Origin of the sequence: Polaribacter marinus, assembly GCF_022662535.1 — a bacterium.
Classification (GTDB): Bacteria; Bacteroidota; Bacteroidia; order Flavobacteriales; family Flavobacteriaceae; genus Polaribacter; species Polaribacter marinus.
Window position 1 is genome coordinate 1 of record NZ_JAKQYM010000010.1, and the last position, 21,686, is coordinate 21,686.

At 26.8% G+C, this 21,686-nt stretch carries 26 protein-coding genes; 5 read left to right on the forward strand and 21 right to left on the reverse strand.

The genetic code is table 11. The features are described from left to right. Positions 1-204: 204 nt before the first annotated feature. The 4 genes from MC378_RS12630 to MC378_RS12645 all read right to left on the reverse strand — a co-directional run bounded on the left by MC378_RS12630 (position 205) and on the right by MC378_RS12645 (position 3,540). On the reverse strand, positions 205-768 hold the full coding sequence (locus MC378_RS12630; protein WP_242179127.1) for a hypothetical protein: 564 nt from the start codon (positions 766-768) through the stop codon (positions 205-207). 141 nt (positions 769-909) lie between these two features. Next, entirely contained in the window at positions 910-1,971 is a 1,062-nt protein-coding gene (locus MC378_RS12635; protein WP_242179128.1) for a hypothetical protein, read from the reverse strand. Position 1,972: 1 nt separating this feature from the next. Next, positions 1,973-2,284, reverse strand: a complete 312-nt coding sequence (locus tag MC378_RS12640; protein ID WP_242179129.1) for a hypothetical protein — start codon at positions 2,282-2,284, stop codon at positions 1,973-1,975. A gap of 737 nt (positions 2,285-3,021) precedes the next feature. After that, positions 3,022-3,540, reverse strand: coding sequence for a hypothetical protein (locus MC378_RS12645; RefSeq protein WP_242179130.1), 519 nt, complete (start codon positions 3,538-3,540; stop codon positions 3,022-3,024). A gap of 222 nt (positions 3,541-3,762) precedes the next feature. Between MC378_RS12645 and MC378_RS12650 the strand changes: the two genes are divergently transcribed. After that, positions 3,763-4,239 carry a hypothetical protein gene (locus MC378_RS12650; protein WP_242179131.1) on the forward strand — a complete coding sequence of 159 codons (477 nt, stop codon included), beginning with the start codon at positions 3,763-3,765 and terminating at the stop codon, positions 4,237-4,239. Next, the gene (locus MC378_RS12655; RefSeq protein WP_072353295.1) at positions 4,229-4,435 is read left to right on the forward strand and encodes a helix-turn-helix transcriptional regulator; all 207 of its coding nucleotides are present in this window, start codon (positions 4,229-4,231) and stop codon (positions 4,433-4,435) included. The genes MC378_RS12650 and MC378_RS12655 overlap by 11 nt, the downstream gene beginning before the upstream one ends. 167 nt (positions 4,436-4,602) lie before the next feature. Here the strand turns inward: MC378_RS12655 and MC378_RS12660 are convergent, their stop codons facing one another. The 17 genes from MC378_RS12660 to MC378_RS12740 form a co-directional block, all read right to left on the reverse strand. Continuing rightward, entirely contained in the window at positions 4,603-4,950 is a 348-nt protein-coding gene (locus MC378_RS12660) for a hypothetical protein (RefSeq protein WP_242179132.1), read from the reverse strand. A 165-nt stretch (positions 4,951-5,115) separates the two neighbouring features. Beyond that, on the reverse strand, positions 5,116-5,736 hold the full coding sequence (locus MC378_RS12665; RefSeq protein ID WP_242179133.1) for a hypothetical protein: 621 nt from the start codon (positions 5,734-5,736) through the stop codon (positions 5,116-5,118). Between the two features lie 205 nt (positions 5,737-5,941). Continuing rightward, complete coding sequence (locus MC378_RS12670; RefSeq protein WP_242179134.1) at positions 5,942-6,601, reverse strand: uracil-DNA glycosylase family protein; 660 nt, start codon at positions 6,599-6,601, stop codon at positions 5,942-5,944. 142 nt (positions 6,602-6,743) lie between these two features. Further along, positions 6,744-7,844: a PD-(D/E)XK nuclease family protein gene (locus tag MC378_RS12675; protein ID WP_242179135.1), complete on the reverse strand. Its 1,101-nt coding sequence runs from the start codon at positions 7,842-7,844 to the stop codon at positions 6,744-6,746. Positions 7,845-7,970: 126 nt separating this feature from the next. Next, positions 7,971-8,576, reverse strand: coding sequence for a pentapeptide repeat-containing protein (locus MC378_RS12680; RefSeq protein WP_242179136.1), 606 nt, complete (start codon positions 8,574-8,576; stop codon positions 7,971-7,973). A gap of 133 nt (positions 8,577-8,709) precedes the next feature. After that, positions 8,710-9,069, reverse strand: a complete 360-nt coding sequence (locus tag MC378_RS12685) for a hypothetical protein (RefSeq protein WP_242179137.1) — start codon at positions 9,067-9,069, stop codon at positions 8,710-8,712. Between the two features lie 100 nt (positions 9,070-9,169). Then, positions 9,170-9,514 (reverse strand): hypothetical protein, encoded by a 345-nt coding sequence (locus tag MC378_RS12690; RefSeq protein WP_242179138.1) that lies wholly within the window; start codon positions 9,512-9,514, stop codon positions 9,170-9,172. A gap of 375 nt (positions 9,515-9,889) precedes the next feature. After that, the gene (locus tag MC378_RS12695; RefSeq protein ID WP_242179139.1) at positions 9,890-10,609 is read right to left on the reverse strand and encodes a hypothetical protein; all 720 of its coding nucleotides are present in this window, start codon (positions 10,607-10,609) and stop codon (positions 9,890-9,892) included. A gap of 104 nt (positions 10,610-10,713) precedes the next feature. After that, positions 10,714-12,888: a peptidase domain-containing ABC transporter gene (locus MC378_RS12700; protein ID WP_242179140.1), complete on the reverse strand. Its 2,175-nt coding sequence runs from the start codon at positions 12,886-12,888 to the stop codon at positions 10,714-10,716. After that, on the reverse strand, positions 12,881-13,408 hold the full coding sequence (locus MC378_RS12705; protein WP_242179141.1) for a TlpA family protein disulfide reductase: 528 nt from the start codon (positions 13,406-13,408) through the stop codon (positions 12,881-12,883). The genes MC378_RS12700 and MC378_RS12705 overlap by 8 nt, the downstream gene beginning before the upstream one ends. A gap of 2 nt (positions 13,409-13,410) precedes the next feature. After that, a complete protein-coding gene (locus MC378_RS12710; RefSeq protein ID WP_242179142.1) occupies positions 13,411-14,043 on the reverse strand; it encodes a hypothetical protein in 633 nt (210 codons plus the stop codon). Next, positions 14,036-14,686 (reverse strand): ATP-binding cassette domain-containing protein, encoded by a 651-nt coding sequence (locus tag MC378_RS12715; protein WP_242179143.1) that lies wholly within the window; start codon positions 14,684-14,686, stop codon positions 14,036-14,038. Before MC378_RS12715 ends, MC378_RS12710 begins: the two co-directional genes overlap by 8 nt. A gap of 551 nt (positions 14,687-15,237) precedes the next feature. Further along, positions 15,238-15,936, reverse strand: coding sequence for a hypothetical protein (locus MC378_RS12720; RefSeq protein ID WP_242179144.1), 699 nt, complete (start codon positions 15,934-15,936; stop codon positions 15,238-15,240). A 77-nt stretch (positions 15,937-16,013) separates the two neighbouring features. Then, positions 16,014-16,214: a hypothetical protein gene (locus MC378_RS12725; RefSeq protein ID WP_242179145.1), complete on the reverse strand. Its 201-nt coding sequence runs from the start codon at positions 16,212-16,214 to the stop codon at positions 16,014-16,016. A 216-nt stretch (positions 16,215-16,430) separates the two neighbouring features. Then, positions 16,431-17,588: a site-specific tyrosine recombinase/integron integrase gene (gene xerA / locus MC378_RS12730; protein WP_242179146.1), complete on the reverse strand. Its 1,158-nt coding sequence runs from the start codon at positions 17,586-17,588 to the stop codon at positions 16,431-16,433. Positions 17,589-17,745: 157 nt separating this feature from the next. Then, positions 17,746-19,308, reverse strand: a complete 1,563-nt coding sequence (locus MC378_RS12735) for a leucine-rich repeat domain-containing protein (RefSeq protein ID WP_242179147.1) — start codon at positions 19,306-19,308, stop codon at positions 17,746-17,748. A gap of 147 nt (positions 19,309-19,455) precedes the next feature. Next, on the reverse strand, positions 19,456-20,031 hold the full coding sequence (locus MC378_RS12740; protein WP_242179148.1) for a DJ-1/PfpI family protein: 576 nt from the start codon (positions 20,029-20,031) through the stop codon (positions 19,456-19,458). Positions 20,032-20,237: 206 nt separating this feature from the next. On the opposite strand from MC378_RS12740, the gene MC378_RS12745 reads away from it, so the two are divergent. From MC378_RS12745 to MC378_RS12755, 3 genes are all read left to right on the forward strand, one after another. Next, positions 20,238-20,819 carry a sigma-70 family RNA polymerase sigma factor gene (locus MC378_RS12745; RefSeq protein ID WP_242179149.1) on the forward strand — a complete coding sequence of 194 codons (582 nt, stop codon included), beginning with the start codon at positions 20,238-20,240 and terminating at the stop codon, positions 20,817-20,819. A gap of 13 nt (positions 20,820-20,832) precedes the next feature. After that, positions 20,833-21,111 (forward strand): hypothetical protein, encoded by a 279-nt coding sequence (locus MC378_RS12750; RefSeq protein ID WP_242179150.1) that lies wholly within the window; start codon positions 20,833-20,835, stop codon positions 21,109-21,111. Between the two features lie 76 nt (positions 21,112-21,187). Continuing rightward, the gene (locus tag MC378_RS12755) at positions 21,188-21,655 is read left to right on the forward strand and encodes an OB-fold putative lipoprotein (RefSeq protein WP_242179151.1); all 468 of its coding nucleotides are present in this window, start codon (positions 21,188-21,190) and stop codon (positions 21,653-21,655) included. Positions 21,656-21,686: the final 31 nt, after the last annotated feature.

Genomic DNA, 21,686 nt, shown 5'->3' on the forward strand with positions numbered 1-21,686 from the left:
AAACCAACAAAGAAAATGATTTTATAAAATAGTTTTTTTTGTTTTTTCGTCATTTTGGGTAAATGTTTGCCAACGGTCTCGTATAACCGTCAGTTACGGGTTTAAAGTTAATAATTTTCGGTTAAGAACTGACGTTAACAATTCCGAGTGGATTCGGACGTAGTCGAATCCGCCGTAATTGCGGTTATACATTGTTGTAGCACGTTATTTTTTGTTTTTATACAGTTCAATCGCTTTTAAATAATTCATTCCGCCACTCTTTGTTTGGTCGTTCAAAAACCCATTCAATTCAGGTTGATTTTCCGCAATCCAATTTACAAGTTCATCTCTGTTTTTAACAAATTCCTCAACGTTAAATGATGCAGAAGTCCTATTGATATTTTTTATTTTATTGCCCTCAAATTGTATGATTTCGTCTGTGATAATAGGTTCGTGATGAAGAAATGAAATTCGCTTGTCCGTTTTTGAAATTTTAGCTTTTATAATTCCATTTTCTTTTTCGATTTTGAGTATTTTGTAAGTCGGTTGGAATACAGAGTCCCATTTTACCCATTCAGCATATTCATTTTCGCTATATTTCTGTTCAAATCCGTCGTCAATGGTCGTAAATCTCTCCGTGATTAATTCAGTCGTTTTTGAAGGATTTGAATTGTCAATTGCAATGTAGAATTTTTCAGCAATTTCCAATTCATCAATTTCCTTTTCAGAATTTTTGCAGGAAATAATTCCGATTGTTATGAGTAATAAAAGAACTGTGAATTTATTCATTTTACGTTTGGTTGGTCATAATGTGCTACAACGTTGTTGTATAAGATTAGTTGCGTGTTTTAAGGACTAAAGTTAGCAAATAAATCACAGATAGAAAGTCCGCGAGGACTTTCGTAAACTGGCTAAAACCAGCAATTAATTTTATACGGTGTTAGCATTAGTTATTTCTCCGATTATTCTTTCAATTTGTTCTGCAAGATTTCCGATTACAATATCTTCCGTTTCAAATAATAATGGTCTTAAACCTATAAAAATTCCTCTGTTATTTGGATAAGGAACTAAAGTCAGATTTTGTCTTACACTCAAACTTTCAATTGATTGTGTAAGTTTTTCGTTTAGAAACCAACCTTTTTCAGTTACTCCACCAATTGACAACCAAAATGGCGTGTCTGCACATTTTTCCCACAAGTCTAATTTAAGAGCGAAATTCATTCCTAATTCGGAAGTTGCGAAATATCTGTGATAACCATATCTCTGTGGTGTTTTTACTAATCCTTTTGTTGAAATTCCTTTATTTCTGTTTTTTAATTCATCCACAACTTTATCTACAATTTCGTAATACGAATTTATGTTTTTTGGGATTTTAGGCGATAAATCTTCGTCTGTTATTGGCTGAAAAGAATTTTGGTCAATTGAATCACAAAGTCCAATAATTTGGTTTAAATCCGAAATTAAATTTATGTTGTTTGTTTGCTCAATTTTAGATTTGATTGAGTTCAAAACTTCGTTCCAACTTTTAATAAATATGTGTTTGTTCGAGGATTTTATTAATATTTTTAAATTCTCCGAGTCAATTTCTAAATCTTGATTTTCCTCTAAAATTCGAGTTTTTACTTCTTCAAAAACTGTTCTTGTTCTTAAAGTTGGAACAAGAAAAATTAAAACAGTATTATCTTTCAGCCTTTTTAAATATCCGTTTGGTTGATTGTGAGTTAATGAAGCCCAAAATTTTGCTTCTATAAGCAAAACTTCTTTTCCTGTTTCATCTTTTCCACTAATATCAGGTCTTTCCAAATCCTTTCCAACGTTTTGAGTTTGAAACGACAAATCTGAAAATGTCAAATTAGTATTTGCTTTTACTATTTGATTAATAACTTTTCTGCTTTCTAAAGATTGTTTTAAAATATATACTAAACCTTCTGACGCAATATCTTCTTGCGAACCTCTAATTCTGTTGTAAAATTGACCTAATAATGATTGCATATTATTCTTTAAAATTTTCTGGTAATCTTCCGTTTTTTTCTCTTTCGTGATAAGTGTCCGCAATTACGCAACGATTTATTATATTTTCCATATGCCAATAAGTAAAACCATTATGCTCAAAATATATTTGTTTCGTTTTATAAAAATAACTTTCGTATCCAAAATTGTCAATGTGATTTGCTAATTCTAAATACAAGTCATTATCCACTCTTTCTTGAACAATATATTCGTGAGGCCAAGTTTTGGCATAAGTTTTCGCAAAAATCCATTGTTGATTTTCTATAAATTCCTTCAGTTTGTTGTTTAGTTCCAAAGTTCGTTTTTAATTAATGCTAACGTTGTTGTGTTATGAAAAGTTGCGATTAAAATGAACGGCTATTTTCCGAAGGAAAATAGAAGTTTATATAAATGCGACTAATTTTTATTAAGCTAAAATTAAGCAATTTTTTTTACACGGTGTTGCCTAAAGTTGTTTTTTGTTTTTCCTATTTTGGTTATTATTTTCGAGATTTAGCGTTCGAGTGACAATTCCGCCAATATTTTTAATTCCGCAATATTGGGAATTCAACAATTGAGTGTTTTTTCATGTTTTGACTTACGAGATCTTTCCTAATTTTTAAATTTAGCGTTCGAGTGACAATTCCGCCAAGATTTTCATTCCGCAATAATTGGAAATTCAACATTTGAGTGGTTTCTTTTATTCTTAAAAAACGAGATTTCTCCGCCTTTTTAAGTTTTAAGTTTGAGTAAAAATTCCACAAACTTTGTTTTAAGAATCTATATATTTTCAACCTTTTTTCATTTTTATTAAAAACTAAATTTTTGACTCGCGAGAGAGTGTCTAACATTTTAAACTTCAAGAGTTTTATTGTTTTTTTTCCAACGGTTTGAGTGGTTCTGGACAATTTTTGGCAACGGTTTTGTATATGATACGTTGCGTGGTTTAGCACGTAATTTAGCAAATAAAAACCAGATAGAAAATCCGCGAGGATTTTCGTAAGTAGGCTAGTACTAGCAATGGATTATATACGTTGTTGGCAAATCGTATTTTTATTCAGATTTAGTTTTTTCTTTATACTCAGAATATTTATCAGTCCATTTCGCAAAAATAATTATTCCGTCAAATTTATTTTCAGAGTTTGTGTAGACTCGAATTTCGGCAATATTTTCTGTTTTTGAAAAGGTTGCTTTATATCGAAAAAATTTATTTCCAGTTTTGTTAGTTAGAATTTCCGATATTTTTATTTCTAATAATTTTCCATAAGCGGAATTGTAACTATCACAAGTTTCGATAACCTTACTTTTATCAGTTTTCCACAATTTTACTAATCTTTCAGTAGCATTTTCCGTTGTGAGTTCAGGGAATTCATAAGTGTCACAATTCGTAAATGTTTGATATGCAAAATCGTATGCTGATTTCTTTTCAATTTCAGCAACTGTGTCAATCGCTAATTTTGTCTTTTTTGATTCATCAGGTTTTAATTCAGATTCAGTTTTTGCTTTTTGAGCATAACAACTAAAAGTTAAACTAAAAACCAGAGTTAATAATATGTAATTGCGTTTTGTCATATGTTTGCCAACGTGTTTGTATATGGTTTGTTGCGTGGTTAAGCAACTAAGTTAACAAATAAAAACCGAATAGAAAATCCGCGAGGATTTTCGTAAGTAGACTAGAACCAAGCAATAAATTATATACAGTGTTGGCAGTAGTATTTGTTTTACTAAATGTAAAGTATGTTTGTCAAATAGTTTTATTTGTTTTACATTTGTTTAAACTTAAATTCGAATATTATGAAAGCAAATTATTTATTTCCCAATAAGTTCAAAAGAATAGGTTGGTTTATTCTTATTCCATCCGCAATTATTGGTTTGATAACACTTATTTATGAATATGAGCCAAGTTTTTTAGATTTCAATGTTCCTGCTATTTTTGTAGATGACTTTTTTACGGATAAAAAATTATTCGGAATGGTTAAGAATAATATATTGAATGAAATTTTCGGGGTTTTAATTATTATCAGTTCCTTATTTGTTGCTTTTTCAAAAGAGAATTCAGAAGATGAATATATATCAAAAATTAGATTAGAGTCATTGGTTTGGGCTGTTTATGTTAATTATGCAATCCTTTTGTTTTCGTTTTTGTTCATTTTCGATTTTTCTTTTTTATGGGTAATGATATTCAATATGTTCACAGTCTTGTTATTCTTCATAATTAGATTTAACTGGCAAATTTCTAAACTTAAAAAATCAGCTAATTATGAAGAATAGTATTAAAGTCGAAAGAGCAAAAAAGAATATTACTCAAGCTGAATTAGCTAAATTGGCAAAAGTTAGTAGACAAACAATTAATGCAATGGAATTAGGTAAATATGTTCCATCAACTGTTTTGGCATTGAGATTAGCTCAAATTTTTGAAGTTGAAATAAGCGAAATCTTTACTCTGGAAGATTCTGATTGGGTTTAGGTCATATTACTGCCAACGTTGTTGTATAAGTAAAGTTGCGGTTTTGTCAGCGAGGAATTTCCGAAGGAAATTCAGAAGTTGGCAAAAATGCAACTGCCTTTAATTTAGCACTAATTTAGCAATTTTTTTTATACGGTGTTGTAAACAGTGCTTTTTCAGTTCTAATTTTAATTCAGACTTCCAACTATAAAATTCAAGAGTTTATACGCTCCAATTCCTAATCCAGTTCCAATTAACATCCAGTAAATTCTTTGTTTTTTGTCCGCTTGAATTATTTGTTTTTCAATTGTCTTTCCATTTTTTAATAATTCTATCTCAATTTCTCTCTTGTCAAACTGTTTGTATTTAGTTTTCAAGATAAAATTTTCAGAATTCAGATTAAGTTTGTGCTTAATTCCAGAGAATGAGAATTTTTTAGAAATCATTTTTCCGTTCAATAAAACACTTTCAATTCCGAATACAGAATTCAGAAATTCTATTTTATGGTTTTCAATAATAAATTCAGCGTATTTCATTTTCGTTCAGTTTTTTTGCATTGTTTACAACGTTGTTGTATATGGTTTGTTGCGTGTTTTAAGCGACTAACTTAGTAAATAATTACTGACCAAGAAAGTCCGCGAGGACTTTCGTAAGTAGGCAATAAGCCAGCAATAAATTATATACGGTGTTAGCAAATGTTTTTATTCCCACTTTACTGTTAAATTCTTAAAAACAATGCTTATGTCATCAGATTTATAGCCAAGTCTTGAATAGAAATCAATCATCAAAGACTTTATTACAGGAGTTCCTTCTATAATTTGTTCTAATTCAACTGAAAATTTTGTTGGAATGTCTTTATATAATTTATCAATCCTTTTTTCATTTCCAACCAATACTTTGTAAGAATTAACTCCATTTCCTTTTGGGTCAAATATTTTCGCTTTTTGACCTTGAATAGACCTCAAAACTCCATTATTTACAAAAATTCCCTCAACCATAATTTTTCCAGTATTTGAATTTCCAATAACAGAGTTAATTTTAAAATCGAGGTCTTTGTATTTCGTAGAAATTTTTGAATTAAATAAATTCAAGGTTTCTTTATAATATTTGATTTCCTCTTTCAATTTTAAAATCTCATTTTCTTTGATATCTACTATTGTTTTTTGTTTTTCATTTTCATTTTTTAAGTTTTCAATTTGAACAGTCAGTTCAGTGTTTTGTTTTAATAATTCTGATTTAGTTTTTTCAGAAGTTGATTGTTGTCCAAATGAGATTAGCGATGAAAACACTAATGATGTAAAAAGTAATTTTGTAAGATTCATTTTATTTATTTAATTGTTAATAGTTTTTCTTTTTCGGGTTTTATTTCGGTCTCTAATATTTGCTAACGTATTTGTATAAGCTTTGTTGCGATGATTTAGCAGTAAAGTTACTAAATAATTACCGACCAAGAAAGTCCGGGAGGACTTTCGCAAGTAAGCAAAAAGCCAGCAATAAAGTTTATACGGTGTTGTAGCACGTTTTTTTTCATTCTAAATGTTTTCTTATAATTGACGAAGGGTCAGTTTTTATATTTGTCCAATCCGCAATACTTGGATGAGTTGCTATAATTACTTTCTCATTATTTTCGTTTTTAAAAACTTGAGTTTTCCAATTTCGATTATTATTCTCAATAAATTCGTCAATTAAAATATTTGCTTTCAATTTCTTTTTCACAAAATTTCCAGGCGTTTTTCCGAAACACAGAATAGTTTTAATACTCAAATCGTTAATTACTCTTTCGTGGAAATTCCAGCATTTTTCAGCGTATTCATTGTATAATTCTTTTATATCTTTTTCTCTCGAAGAACGAACAAATACGACATTACTTGCTGGAACTTCGTGTGCAGATAATTCCAGCTTTTTCAATAAGTGTAATATTCTTGGTTGTAAACCTTGTGTTCCGGGAACTTGTCCTCTCCAACTTTCATCTTTATATGCTGACCAATTCGATGATTTTTCCGAAAGAACTTTTTCTGTATGCCATTTCAAAGTTTCGGTTTTTTGTCTTTCAATATTTCCTCCGGGATTTATTCCTAATAAATATAATTTCTTTTTTCCAATGAATGCATTTCGTCCAGAATAAAATACAGAACCCGAAATTTCTCGTAAGTCATTTGGAATTATTTCAGCAAATTTTTCAATCATTTATAATGGTTTTGAGTTTTTTCGGCAATGTGCTACAACGGTTTTGTGTATGATTAGTGGCGTGTTCCACGCAACTAATTTAGCAAATAAAAACCGAATAGAAAATCCGCGAGGATTTTCGTAAGTAGGCGAGAACTAGCCATTAATTATACACGTTGTTGGCATTAGTACTTATTTCAGTTAGTTTATTTACATCTTTTAATATTCTCTCTAATAAAATACTTAATAAAGTATCATTATTTAATTTGATAGAACGATATATCATACTTTTCCCAAATCGGTTATAATTTTTCCCGTTTTTAGGATATACTTCATTTTCGTTTACAAAGTCAAATAGAAACCATTTTTTGTCAAGTTGTAACTTATCTGCAATTTCAATTTTCTCTTTTTCCTTTTCTCCCCAAGCATATAAATAGTGATTGTATCTACCTCCATCGAGCATAATTCCGTAAATAATTTCATCTTGGTCTGAAAAGTCGATATTAATAACTCCTTTTCCATTAACTAGAGTCGTGCTAATAACTACTTTGTTTCTATTCGTTTCGTGGGAGTACCTTTTTCCAATTTTAACTTCTTTACTGGTTAAATTAGATTTTAAATATTTCTCTATTTCTTTAACTAATTCAGCGTAGTTATATTTGATGTATAAATCGTGAAGTCTTATTTCTTTAAAAAGTGTGTAATCAGAGCCGTAAAAGTCATAATAAGAATCTTCGATGTTTAAACTTAATGGTTTTAATAAATCTGAAAGATTGTTTATAAAGTAGATGTAATCTTGAATTAATTTTTTATGATAATCATCGGTAATTCTATCTATTAAATTAGATAATAAAATTCCTAAATCTCTATATGTTAATAATTCCCAACCTAAATCTTTTAACTCAAAACTTGGCTTTATGATTGTAAGTAAAACAAAAATATTATTAGAATTACTTTTTCCTTTGTAATCTATTAGTTGTTGTCTGTCGGGAACACTTTTAACTTTGTTTTCAACGATTATTTTGATTTCGTTAAATTCTATTGTTAAATCCAAATTTCTAGTTTCTCGTTGAACTGAAATTATTTTTTTATCTGGAAAATTAAATTTCTCTGCAAAATGATTAGCAAGAATTTCTCCAAAACTTATTTGATAATTTTCACAAATCCAAGCAATGAAATTACTATGAAATAATTCTTTTGAACTTAATGACAAGTTAAATAAAGGTGATTTTTTTAATTCGGTAATTATTTCAGGTACAGTCATTTTTCGTATTAATGCCAACGGTCGGGTATATGGTTTGTTGCGTGTTTTAAGCACCTAATTTAGCAAATAAAAACCGAATATAAAATCCGCAAGGATTTTCGTAAGTAGGCTATAATTAGCAATAAATTATATACTTTGTTGGCTGTAGTAATTTGTACAGTTTTCCTTCGTTAATAATTCGCCATTATATTCAACTTTTTCAAATTCAGCATCATCAAAACGTACTCCTGTGATATCTGCATTATTCAAATTCACATTGTCCAAAATTGTGTCATAAAAACAGGCTCCTTCTAAATTAGCATTTTCAAAATTCACATTCTTAAATTTTGTTTCTCTAAAATTCACTCCACTTAAATCAGAGTTACTAAAATCACAATCTGTAATTATTGATTCCTTGATTTCCAATGGACTTAAAAAAGAATTTTTAAAATTACAGTTTTTTAAAATTACATTATTCATTTCTGATACACTCCAATATGAATATTCAAACTTTTTTAAAAAATTCATATTTTCAAAATTTCCATTTTCAGATATTATATTACTAAAATCACAATTATTTTCAATAACAACATTTTTTAAGTTACAATTCGATAAATTCGATCTGTTAAAATCAATTTTTATTAAACTTAAATTATTTAAGTCAATATTTTTCAAGTCTAAACCTCTGAAGTTAATTCTTTGATTTCTTGGTTTAGCAATTATTCTTATTATTTCTTTTCTGTTTAAATCCATTTCAGTTTTTTATTACAGCCAACGTTGTTGTATAAGCTTTGTTGCGTTGTTTAAGCAGTTAATTTAGTAAATAAAACACGAACGGAGAAATTCCGGAGGAATTTCCCAAGTGAGCCAAAACCAGCAATAAAATTTATACGGTGTTGTGTGCAGTTTTTTTATTATTCAGATTTTTTATTTTCAATATTCTATTTATTAAAATTCCTAAATATGAACTTAAAATAATTATTAACGATAATATTATTTGCCAATAATCAGATTCGAAATGCTCAAATAATATATCAAATTCAGAAATTTGTGTAACACTTAATGTTATTACTAAAATTAAAAAAAATAATAAAGATTTTAAATTCCAACTTTTTGATTTTGGTTTGTAACCAATAATAATTTCTTTTGTATAAATAATTAAAACTCCAAAAGTTAATATACTTGGAATAAGTGAATTCCAAATATTATTTTTTCCTGCGATAATATTCCCAAATGATAAATTCAAAAAACTTACCCAACTAAAGACGTAAATCGTAAATAATACAAGTAAGACCCAAATTAGTTTCAATATTATTTCCAGACTTTTGATTTTCATATTTAAACTATTATTTTTTTAGTCTAAATTGATTCATTCCGATTTCAAATACTAATTTATTATTAAGCTCAATTTGTTTTCCTTTTTTGTCGTAAAATTCCGCAAATATTTTGTTTTTATTAATTATTTCTAAAACAACTCCTTTTTGTCCTGATTTTAATCTTTCATTAAGGCTTTTAGTCAGTTCAATTTTTTTATAGAGAAATTTTTTCTCCAATATTTTAATTGGCTCAATTTCCTTTTTAGTTCCAGTAAATAATTCGCCCATTTTATTAAAACCTTTTCCTAAAAATCTAAAAAACTTATAAATAATTCCTTCGAGAATTATTTCGGTAAAAATTTCAAAAATTATCATTTCAATTCAGTTTTTTGGGTCAATTCGGTAATTGCACACAACGTGTTTGTATAAGATTAGTTGCGTAGGTTAAGTAATGAATTTAATAAATAAAAACTGAATAAAAAGAGTGCAAGTATTTTCCCAAATAAGCTAAAAATAGCAATTAATTTTATACGGTGTTGGCAACTGGGCATTATTTTAATATTTCAAACTATTCAATTATTAATTCAGATTGCTATATTTATAATTTAGATTAAGATATTCGTAATTCAGACTATTTAATTACTAAAATAGATTCATAAAATATACTTTCAGGTTATTAGTTTTGTAATTTAGGTTGAAAGAATATAAAATTAGATTGATATATTTATAAATTGGTTTGTTAGTTTTATATTAACTTGAAGTAAATTTTATTTTTGAGATATTAGAATATTCAGGCGAGGTTGCTCCATATATGCTTTTTACATATTTTTTAACATTTTGAGCAATTGTATATAGACCTGTACCACTTTTGTATAAGATGTTATTCCTTTCTATTAATTTGGTGTTTAATACAGCTTCTGTAATATCTACATTTTTTGTACTTTCTACTAAAGTTGTATGATAAGCTATTAAATTCACTAATTTTAATTCTTCTAAATTTGGGTTGTATGTTGGAATGGTAGCTAATAATTGTAATATTTTAGAAAAATTATCTGCTAATTGAGTGTAAGACTGACGAGAAGTAGAAACAGTTTTGCTTTCTTCTCCTGTTTCTTCATCTACTTCCTTCTTTTTCTTTTTACTGCCTTGTATTAAGTTATTCAATGATTTTGCTTGTGCTAAAACACCTTCTGAAAGCCCTAATATTTCTAATTGATTGATGATTCTTGTAGAAGTAGATTTTAAATTCAAATATGCTTGTTGTCTTGTATGTATCGCATTTTTATTCGCATTTCTTTTTTCTTCTACTTCTGTAACTGCATTTAGAGAATTAATATATAAAGTATTTAGATTTACAATTTTTAAATTATCGACTGGTGGATTGTAGGCAGTATATACTGTTACTTGTTCAATTAGTTTTTGAAGATCAGCTACATTTTTAGCATTTCCTGTTTCATATTGCTTGCTCATTTTTTTAATTTTTAAAAGTTATTATTGTAAATATAACGAATTCTTTTAAAAGTATATTGTGTTTTTGACTGACAATGAGTATGTAAGGCATTAATTGTTTTAAATTAAATAATAAGTTCTTTCCAAAAATCGCTATAAAAATTAGTAGTTTCCATTAATTTTTTGTGATTACCAAAATTAGAAATTATTCCGTTTTCTAATACATAAATTGTGTCTGCAATTTGAGGTAAAGAATGTAATCTATGAGATATGAAAATGATAGTGATTTCAGATTTTAGTTTCTTTAATAAGTTTAAAACAAACTTTTCTGTTTTCCTATCCATTGCTGATGTAAATTCATCTAAAAGTACTAATTGAGGTTTCTTATACAAAACTCTCATTAAAGCAATGATTTGTTTTTGTCCACCTGATAAATTAATACCTTCTTCTCCTAAAATTGTAGCAAAGCCTTGAGGTAAACTGTTTATAAATGCAGTAAATCCGTATTCCTCACAAAAAACCTGAATGTTTTCAGGTGTATCTTTTTTGCCTAATAAAATATTTGTGATTACATTACCACTAAATATGGTGATGTCTTGTGGGATGATACCAATAATATTACGCCAATCTTCTGTATTTATATCTGGAAGATTAAATTGATTATTAACGATTATCGTTCCATTTTCAAAAGGATAAAATTTTTGTAATACTTGACCTAATGTACTTTTACCACTGCCACTTTCTCCAACAATTGCGATACATTCATTTTGATTTACAGATATATTTATATTTTTAAAGAGTTCTTTTCTACCTGCAAAACGAAAAGAAAGGTTTTTAATTTCTAAAGAATTAAATTTTGATAGTGATATGTTTCCTTTATTTTCTTCTTCTATGGAAGTAAATTCATACATTCTGTTAAATGCTACTTTGGCTTCGTTAATTGGTATTGTAATTAATGCTAAACTTGCAACAGAGGGTAGTAGAGAACCTGCAATACCTAAAATTGCCATTAACTCTCCTAATTGCATAACTTCATTATATACTTGTGTAGAAGTGTATATTAAAATACTAATTAAGAATAGTACACTAAAAATACCTGAAAAAATAGATAAGCGTACATTTATTTTGCCAAGATTAAATACCTTTTCTTGAAAGTTACCATAAATAAATTGATTGATTTTTTGGAATATAGATTGTCTATTGTTATTTTTAATAGTTGCAATACCTTGTATTGATGTTATATAATTACTTTCATTAAAAGCATATCCTTGCATCATTTCTTTCTGTGCATTGATTATTTTTTTATTAAAACTATAAATTAATAAAAAATAAAAAGGTAAACTAATAGAAGCTATTAAACCTGTTTGCCAAGAATAAAAAAATAAAAAACCTAAAGAAACAATAGTGACTAATATGTTAATAGCTGTATTACCGATAATTTGACTAATAACTCTTTGGACACGTTGTGTATCGTTTAATCTTGCAACTAATTCGCCAATTTTACGAGTATCGAAAAATGGTTTAGGTAAATGTAAAAGGGAAGTGTAAAAACTATCTATAATTCTATTATTAAAGTCTTTGGATTGTGTGATTAAGAAAAAGTCTCTTAAAGCAGTAAACAATACTCTAATTAATAAAAGAAATGCAACTAAAATAATACCTGTAATTAATTTAGTAAAATCTTTTGACGGTAAAATATCGTCGATTAGTTTTTGTGAAAATATTGCCATTGCCATACCTAAAATAGCAATACCTAAACCTAAAATGATGCTAAAACTAATTAATTTTGAATCTTCTTTAACTAATTTTATAAACCATTTTTTTTTGTTATTGGTTTGTGTTTTAGATTTTACAAAATTATTATTTGGTGTTAATGTCAAGCAAGTTTTAGATTTCCAAATTTTTTCTAATTCTTCTTTTGTTAATTCAATAATACCTTTTGCAGGGTCTCCAATAATAAATTTATTATTTTCATAACCATAACAAATAACATAATGTTGTAAATGTTCTTCAATTACTACGTGAAGTATTAATGGTTCTTTATGGTCTATGATTGCTTGAATGTCTGCCTCATTACCTTGTGATGTAAAACCTAATTGGTTTGACGCTTGATACAGACCTAATAAGGTTGTACCTTGTTTTGTTGTACCACTTAATTCTCTTAACTTTTCTAATGAATTATTACCCTCATAATATTGAATGATTGATAATAAACAGGCAACACCACAGTCTGATTGATCTTGTTGAAGTTTAAAAGTTTGTTGTATTTGTTTTCGAGTTGGTAAGATTGGTTTAGTCATTTTGATATAATGCTCTTAAAATTCCGTTTGCGTTTAATTGCCCTTTATGTTTTTTAACTAGTTCGTTTTTTTGATTGTAAATTAAAATATACGGAATAGAATTTGCATTAAATTGAATAGAAAAATCTCCTTTTTTGTCTTCTAAAAAAACAATGTTTTCTTGATTATTTAATTTGTATAATTCTGCAAACTTTTTAATGGCTTCTGTTTCCTCGAAAGAAACAAAAATAAACTGAACGTTTTTAAATTTCTCTAAATTTTGACTAATACTTTCTGCTTCGTGATGGCAAAAATCGCAATCGCTATTGAAGTAAATGAAGATTGTAGAAGTGTTTTGTTTTAAATCTGCATTTGAAAAAGAAATGTTTTCTAATGTTTTTAATTCAAACTTTGGAATGGTTTGTAATTGTTTTGAAATTTGATTTTTTTCTTTTGCTTTAATAGTAATGTTATAGCCTAAAAAGGATAGTAAGCTAATTATCGTGATAATTATTATGATAAGTATTTTCTTTTTGTTCATATTTAGCTAACATTTAGTGTTAAAAACATAACTAAACCTAACCAAATAGTCAAACCTAAACCATAACTTATAGCAATAATTTCAAAACTTTTAATATATTTATTTTTCAACAATTTGTGTAAACCATTTACTAACACAAAAAAGTATGCAACTTCAAATAAGTTAATAATTTGTAAAGGATAAATTAACCAAGGTTCTAAATTATCTATATTTAAGAAATTAATATAACTGAAAGGATAAAATTGTTGTAAATCTTCTAAAGTATAAGTTGTATCAATAAAATAAAAATAAACTACTTTAGATAAGCCAACTAAAATTAAAACAAATTCTCCTAATAGAGCTATTCTAAATATTTTTTTAAATTTTATTTTATTTTCTATATTGTAAAAAAATACACCTACTTCAATACAAAAAGCAACTAAACTTGTTCTTAAAAGAATTAATATAGGCATAATTAAGTAATTAATCCAAGACCATTTTTTTTGATTTTCTAATAGTTCTCCTATTTGTTCTTTAGCTAATTGTTCTGAATAAAAATTATAAATTAAACCATCAATATTTAATAGGTAATTAAATAGAAATGTTGATACCAATACTAAAACTATTATCAATAAAAATAAAATTTTATTATTCATTTTTAAATAAAATTTTATTATTTATTAATTTATATTCAGCACTATTAGGGAAATCAAAAGGTTTAATTTGAGAAATATGTGTAGTTATTAAAAAACTTTTATTTTCTTTAGAAAGTGTTTTAATTTTACAGATTAGTTTTGGAACAAAATTCTTGTCAAGCCCAGAAAAAGGTTCATCCCAAATAAATACATTAGGATTGTGCAGCATTGATGCCAAAAGTCTTGTTCTTTTAACAAAACCTGTTGATAATTCAGAAATTTGTAGACTCATATAATCATCTAATTCGAAAAAACTAATTAAATTTTCTTGATATAACTTGTTTAAATTTATATCATTTTTATAAATATAATTTAATAAACTTATGTATTCCTTTAAACTTAATTGTGTAGGATATGAAGGGTAATCTATTAAAAAACCAATATTTTTTTTGTAAGAATTATCTTTAAAATTAATACTTTTATTATTAATCAAAATTGAACCTGAATTTTTATTAATAACACCTGCTAAAATATTTATGAAAGTAGATTTACCAGTACCATTATCGCCCAATAGGAATGATACATTTTCCTTAAAGTGAACATTTACATTATTCAAAATAATATTTGAGCCGTATTTTTTTGTTAAATTTTTAATTGTTATCATTTAAATTTAAGCTTCGATTAAAATAATTAATTGTGATGAAAAAAATAGTTAATACTGCAAGAGAGCCTACAAAAGGAGCTTTTAAACCAGTAATAGTTAAACTAAATAAAAAATAAAATAAAATGAGAATAATAGATTTTCTAATAAAAGAGTATTCTATATTTTTAAAAGGGATTATAAATTTTAGTATAAATGATATTAGAATTAAAGAATTTAAAATATAAAAATTTTCACTAATTTCTATAATATTTGTTTTTTTAATTATCACTAATAAAAATGATATTAACAAAAAAATGATGTTGTTAATCCAAAAATTAATTAAAACTAATTTTTTTATTTTTGCACCTGAAATGAGAAATATTGGTTCTATAAATTTAGTATGAGTGTAGTTTAGAATAGTACTTTGTATTAAAAAAACAGAAATAGAAATTTTTAATATTTTAGGAAAAGAATATAAATAATTTGTATTGACAAAAAAACTGAAAATTATTATATCTATTATCGATAAATTGATAAAATTTTTCTTAAAAATAATTAAAAAATTTTTGATTTTAAACTCTATCATATTTTACGTTTATAAAATAGAGTATAACTATTAAAGTTAGAATTGATATTAATGAAAAATTAAAAAATATATATACTGTTTTTGAATTATTTAAATCTATTAAATTATAGTTTTCATTAAATGTCATTAATATGAATATTAAGACAATAAATAGTTTTAAATAATTTTTATGAGAATTTTGAATTTTATTTTTAATTAAATCTTTTACTATTCTAATAAATAAACAAGAGTTTATATAAGTCGTAATTATAAGAAAAAAACCGATAAAAGATATATTTTCAAAGAGTATTAAATCATATGTTAAACAAAATGGTATATAGGCAATTAAAAAACATAAGATAAATAATATTTTATAACTAAATAGCTCTACAAGGGTATCAATAAATATAATTTTTGAGGTTTTAAAGGGGTATAACAATTTAAAATATTGATAGTTTGGGTCATAAAACTTATACATAAAAATGTCACTCAAAATCGGAGCGATAAAATAGAATAAAGCAATAATATTAAAATTCATAATTTTTTTTTCATACACTATCAATGATTCCTCTGAAGAAACACCAATAAAAATCACAGAAAATAATGCAGTAACTATAAAAAAAGCTATATATTCAGGAGCAAATTGATATTTAGATATTTTAAAACGAGATAATGTAAGAAAATTGTATTGTAATATTTTTATCATTTTTCTAAATTATTAGGAAGTATAGATTAAAGAAAACTTAAACCATTTGGTTTAAGTTTTCTTTTTTCATTTTATAGCTATGAGACACCAGCACCTACACCGCCAATAACACATCCAACAATTGCAGCGCCTGCAAGACCCCACCAACCACCAACTATTACTGCTGCTGCATTTCCTGCGTATGCAATAGCTAATCCAGATCCGCCTCCTGCGCAACCTTTCCAACTCCATCCTTCTCCATAGATGTTTTCCATTTGATTTAATTCTAAACTTTTCATAATAAAATAATTTTAGTTATGTCATTCTTGTTTTTTAAATTTTAGAAATTGAGAATGACGTTCAACTTCTAATTTTTTTTTCTGTAAAAACAGAATGCAATTGTACACTTTAATTTAATAATAAACAAGTAGTTTTTTATTTTTTTTCATTTCAGCCGTTTGATGGGAAGCCTTGTTGCCAACTCGTTATATAAAAACAAATATATTATTTATCCATTAAATATTTCCGGATAATAAAAGTTTTTTCTTGTCTTTATCTATTTTGTTTAATTTTTGTAATGCGGTATCTAGTGGGTTTTGAATTTCCATTAAATCTTTTCTTTTTACGTGTGTATAGATCATTGTGGTTTCTGGTTTCGCATGCCCTAATAACGATTGTATATATCTAATGTCAACACCATTTTCTAATAAATGGGTTGCATAACTGTGTCGTAAAGTATGTGGTGTAACTGTTTTTTTTATGTTAGCTTTTGCACAACTCTTTCTTAAAAATTGTCTTACACTTTCTGTACTGTATTTTACGTTATTTTTTCCTTCAACGAAATATCTATTTGGCTTATAACTATAATAATAGTTAGATAATAAGGGTAAAAAACTTTCCGCTAAACTTACATATCTATCTTTTCTGCCTTTTCCATTTCTTATAATCAGTTGTTTTCTTTCAATGTGAAAATCTTTTAATTCTAAATTAATCAATTCACTTATACGTAATCCGCAAGAATATATTAAGGCAATAATGGCTCTATGTTTTAAATTTTTAGTAACTTGAATAATACGTATTATTTCTTCTTGTGATAAAACATTTGGTAGCTTTCTAGATTTTTTTGGCCTCTCTAAGATTAAATCATTAATTTTTGTTTTTGGATAAAAGTTAATAAAAATCTTTAAGGCACTTATAAATTGTCTTTGTGAACTTATAGAGTAGCTTCTTTCTATGAATACTTTTTCTATAAAAAGCTCAACATCTCTATTTGTTAATTCTTCTAAAGGTGTTTTTGTATGAAAGTTTACGAAATCTGCAACAAAGAAAGTATAAGTTTGTATGGTGCTTATACTGTATCTTTTTCCTTTTAAATAGATGTAAAAATTATTTAGAAGCTTCTTTTGGGCTTCTGTTAAATTCCTTTTAAAAACATTTTTTTTAGATATTTTACTGGTATCAATGCTTGTAATATCTTTAAAAGTATTTATAATTAAAGCTAAATTTTCTTTGCTGTCTTTTATATACCAAGACTTTATTGTGTTGCTCCATTTAGCATCAGGAATTTTTCTTAACAAATTGATAATAGTATCGTTATACTTAAATTTGATAAGTAATTGAGGTTTCTTTCTATGAACCTTTTGCTCTAAAAAAAGGGTAGGTATTTTATTCATTCTTCTCAAATAGCATTTAAAATTAATTAAAAAAAAAGTATTAACAAAGTGTTTTTAAAAAATATAATTCTTATACTATTGATTTAGTTTCAGCAATTTTAGAGTTATTAATAATTATTGTTATATAGGTTTGTTGAGCCCATTTGGTTTTAAGTTGTTATGCTTTTATCTTACATTTTTTTGGTAACCAAGATTTAATCTTTGCTAATTCTGCTGCAGAAATCTTTGTTTTCTTAATATTTAATTCTTTTAGATTTTTTAAATTTTTAATTGACTGAGGAAGTGACTTAATCTGAGTTCTACTTAAGTTTAATTTTTTTAAATTGACCAATTTACCAATAGCTTCAGGAATACTAGAAACAGAACTAGCAGTAAGGTTAATCTCTATTAGATTGGTCATATTACCTATTTCCGCAGGGATATTTGTAAAAGAATAACCACCGGTAAAGACCATTCCTTTTACATCAAGTTGGGTAACTTCAATAGGAAACTTATTTAAATCTCCATCATACATAGTCATCATGATTAAAGTTGAGCCATATCGTCCTTGTCTAATGTTTTTTTTGTAAATACTTCCACCACTAGCAGTAATAGAAGCTTTCTTTTTGGCTTCTTTAGAGTAAAAATGATGACGTGTTTCTAACTCATTAGCCATGGCTTCTCCTAAGTCTTCTACCTGGATATTTACTTTACGAGTAGATTTAATCTTTTTATTTAAAACAGTAAAATCTTTGGATAGTTTAGTGTTGGCTGTAAGCCCTCTTTGTTGATCTGTAATGAGTTTTGAAAGATAGATTATACCTTGATCTGTGCCTTTAAATGTAGGGTTACTATAAGTATCTCCATGTAGTCCCAAGTATTTTATAGCCTTTTTAAAATCGCGAATCTGAAAGTATGCCGTAGCTAAATTTAGATACAAACCTTGAGCTACTTTTCTATTAATTTTAGCTTTTTTGTTATTTAAATTAATTTGGTCTACATATTTTAACCAGGTATTAATAGGAATTGTTAGTTGGTTGATAGACTGCTGATTAATTACACCTTCTTTAGCTATTTTATTATAAGTAGCAATGGCTTGTTTTTGTGCTTCATTCAATTCACTATAATCATTTCCTTTGCCTCCCTTACCTGTATATACATTTACAGAATAATTTACATAACCAAATTTAAATATAGATTGAGCAATTTTTTGAGCATTTTCGAAAATACCAGCCTTAATTTTTTCATGCTGAATTTTCTTCCACTCTTTTTGGTCTTCTTTCCAAGTTTTTTCTAATACCTGAGGGTGCCAATAGCATTTTTTTTCTCCATAAATTACTTTGATTGTTTGATTTATTAGGCTACCTGTTTTTTTAAAGTTGTTAAACTCTTCTGTATAAAGTATATCACCTTTAGGTGTTTCTATGATGAGAAAGGCATTTTTTATTTCTGCCGGAACACTATATTTAAATACTTTTATATTCTTTGCATCCTTAATAATATTTTTACTTCCTGAAGCTACACATACTTCTTTTGATTCAAATATTTTTGGTGTTTTAAAACTCGTTTTACCCATTGCAAATGAGTAGTTGAATTTGTTAGGATTTGCTGTTTCTAGGTTGTAAGGAGGAATAGAAAGGTAAACAGAAGTAGCCTTTTTAGACGTAGCTCTCTGTGAAAAAATAGATGTATTATATGAAACTAGCGATAGTAATAAAATGATTTGAAGTCTATATTGCATGTTTTGATTTTTCTAATTAGCATTTTACAAATTATGATTAATTTTTTTATTGATCTTCAACATTATTTAAAGCATATTTTGCGAGTCATTTATAATTGTAAGGATAGCTTGTAATTACACACCTCATTTAGTTTTTTTGATAGTAGATTAAATTGTGATTTTTGCTCCCATAATTTTTAAAAACTCTCTGATAAAACTTGGGTGTGCAGGCCATGCAGGAGAAGTAACAAGGTTTCCATCAACAAAAACACCATCAGCTGGAATGGATTGAAATTCACCTCCTGCTAATGTTACTTCAGGTCCAACGGCAGGGTATGCAGTTAGTTTTCGTCCCTTAACAACATTTGCTGCAGTTAAAATTTGTATTCCGTGACAAATGGAAGCAACGGGTTTATTGGTCTTAAAAAAATGTTTTACCATTTCTAATAAGTTAGTATTTAATCTTAGGTATTCAGGAGCTCTTCCTCCTGCAATAACTAATCCGTCATAATCATCAACGTTTACATCATCAAAACTATAATTTAATGTAAAATTATGTCCTGGTTTTTCGGTGTAAGTTTGATCTCCTTCAAAGTCGTGGATTGCTGTCTTAATAATATCTCCTTTTTTCTTGTCTGGACAAACGGTATGTACTGTGTATCCAACCATTTCTAACATTTGAAAGGGAACCATAGTTTCATAATCTTCAGTGAAATCTCCCGTTAAAAATAATACTTTCTTCATTGCTTTATATTTATAATTAATACTATTATGTTTTAATTTCTTCTAAATGTATAAATATAAAAAAAGTATAAAGAAGTTTTTAAAATTTATGGAGATAAAATGTAAGATTTAACATTGAAGACACATAGGTGTTAATGTTGATCGCTTATTTCAATTAAACTTAAAATAGTACATTTGATTTGTAAAAACTACATACTTAAATTTTTATGGAAGAGGGCAAAGAAAACGCCAAAATCATTTTTAAAAAATGGGTTAGTGAGTTTAGTGATGTGCTTTATTCTTGGGCATTGTATAAGACTTCGTCTAAAGAAACTGCAGAAGATTTAGTACAAGATACTTTTGTTTCTGCTTATCATAAAATTGATAGTTTTAAAAGAAAAAGCAGTCCTAAAACATGGTTGTTTTCTATTTTAAATAATAAAATCATCGATTTTTATCGAAAAAATTCGAGAGTTAAAAAACATGAATTTAAGATTTCGGAAATGACTGGTTATGAGTTGTCTGATAATTTATTTGATGAAAATAACACATGGAAATCTAGAGAAATACACCAAATTTGGGAACAAGAGGAACATTTATTAGATAATGTTGACTTTAATGGTGTTATGGCCAACTGTATTGATCGTTTACCCCAAAAATGGAAAGTAGCTATTACTTCTAAATATTTAACAGATAAAAAGGCTAATGAAATTTGTCAGGATTTAGATATAACTGTGTCGAATTATTGGCAGATAGTACATAGAGCTAAACTTTTACTAAAAGAATGTTTAGAAACAAATTGGGAATAAAAAACAGAATTGAATGAAAAAATTAACGCAAAAGTTACTAAACAAATTCATAAACTCTTGTAAAAAGACAACAGAGTTAATTGATAAGAAAACTTTTTCTAGACTTTCTTTTCTTGAAAAAGCACAGTTAAGATTGCATAAATCGGTGTGTAAAACTTGTAATGCTTATGAGAAAAGATCGCAATTTTTAGATAAGTCTTTAGAGAATTTGTTCAATCATAATACATCACATAATAAGGCCCAACTTTCAGAAGATAGAAAGGCTAAAATTCTAGAAGAATTAAAAAAATAATTTTTTTTTAATTTATTTTGTCAGGAATTAAAAACTCATAGTCTATTCTTTGGTAAAACAAAAAATAGATAATAAAATGAGTATCAGAAAAAAAATAATTATAATCTTAGGAATAGGAATTATAATTGCAGGCATCATAGTAGTTATGATGTTTTTTAAGCCTCATAGGGATGTTCAAAACACTGCAACCGACTTCCGTTATAAGGCAAGTGAAATTGTAAATGAATATTTAGCCGATGCTGATAAAGCAAACAATAAATATTTAGATGAAGAAGGGAATTCTAAAATTTTAGAAATTGAGGGTATGGTTGCCCAAATTTCTGAAGACTTCAACCATCAAAAAGTTATTCTTTTAAAATCTACTACAGATAAAGCAGGTGTAAGTTGCACATTTACACAAAACACGAATTCTCATACTACAAGTATTAAAACAGGAGATATCATCATTGTTAAAGGTGTCATACGCTCTGGGGCCACTTTTGATGAGGATTTAGATATGTACGAAAATATAATCCTTGAAAAGTGTGATATCATCACTCAATAAATTATCTAGTAAATAATAAATCAAATAAATA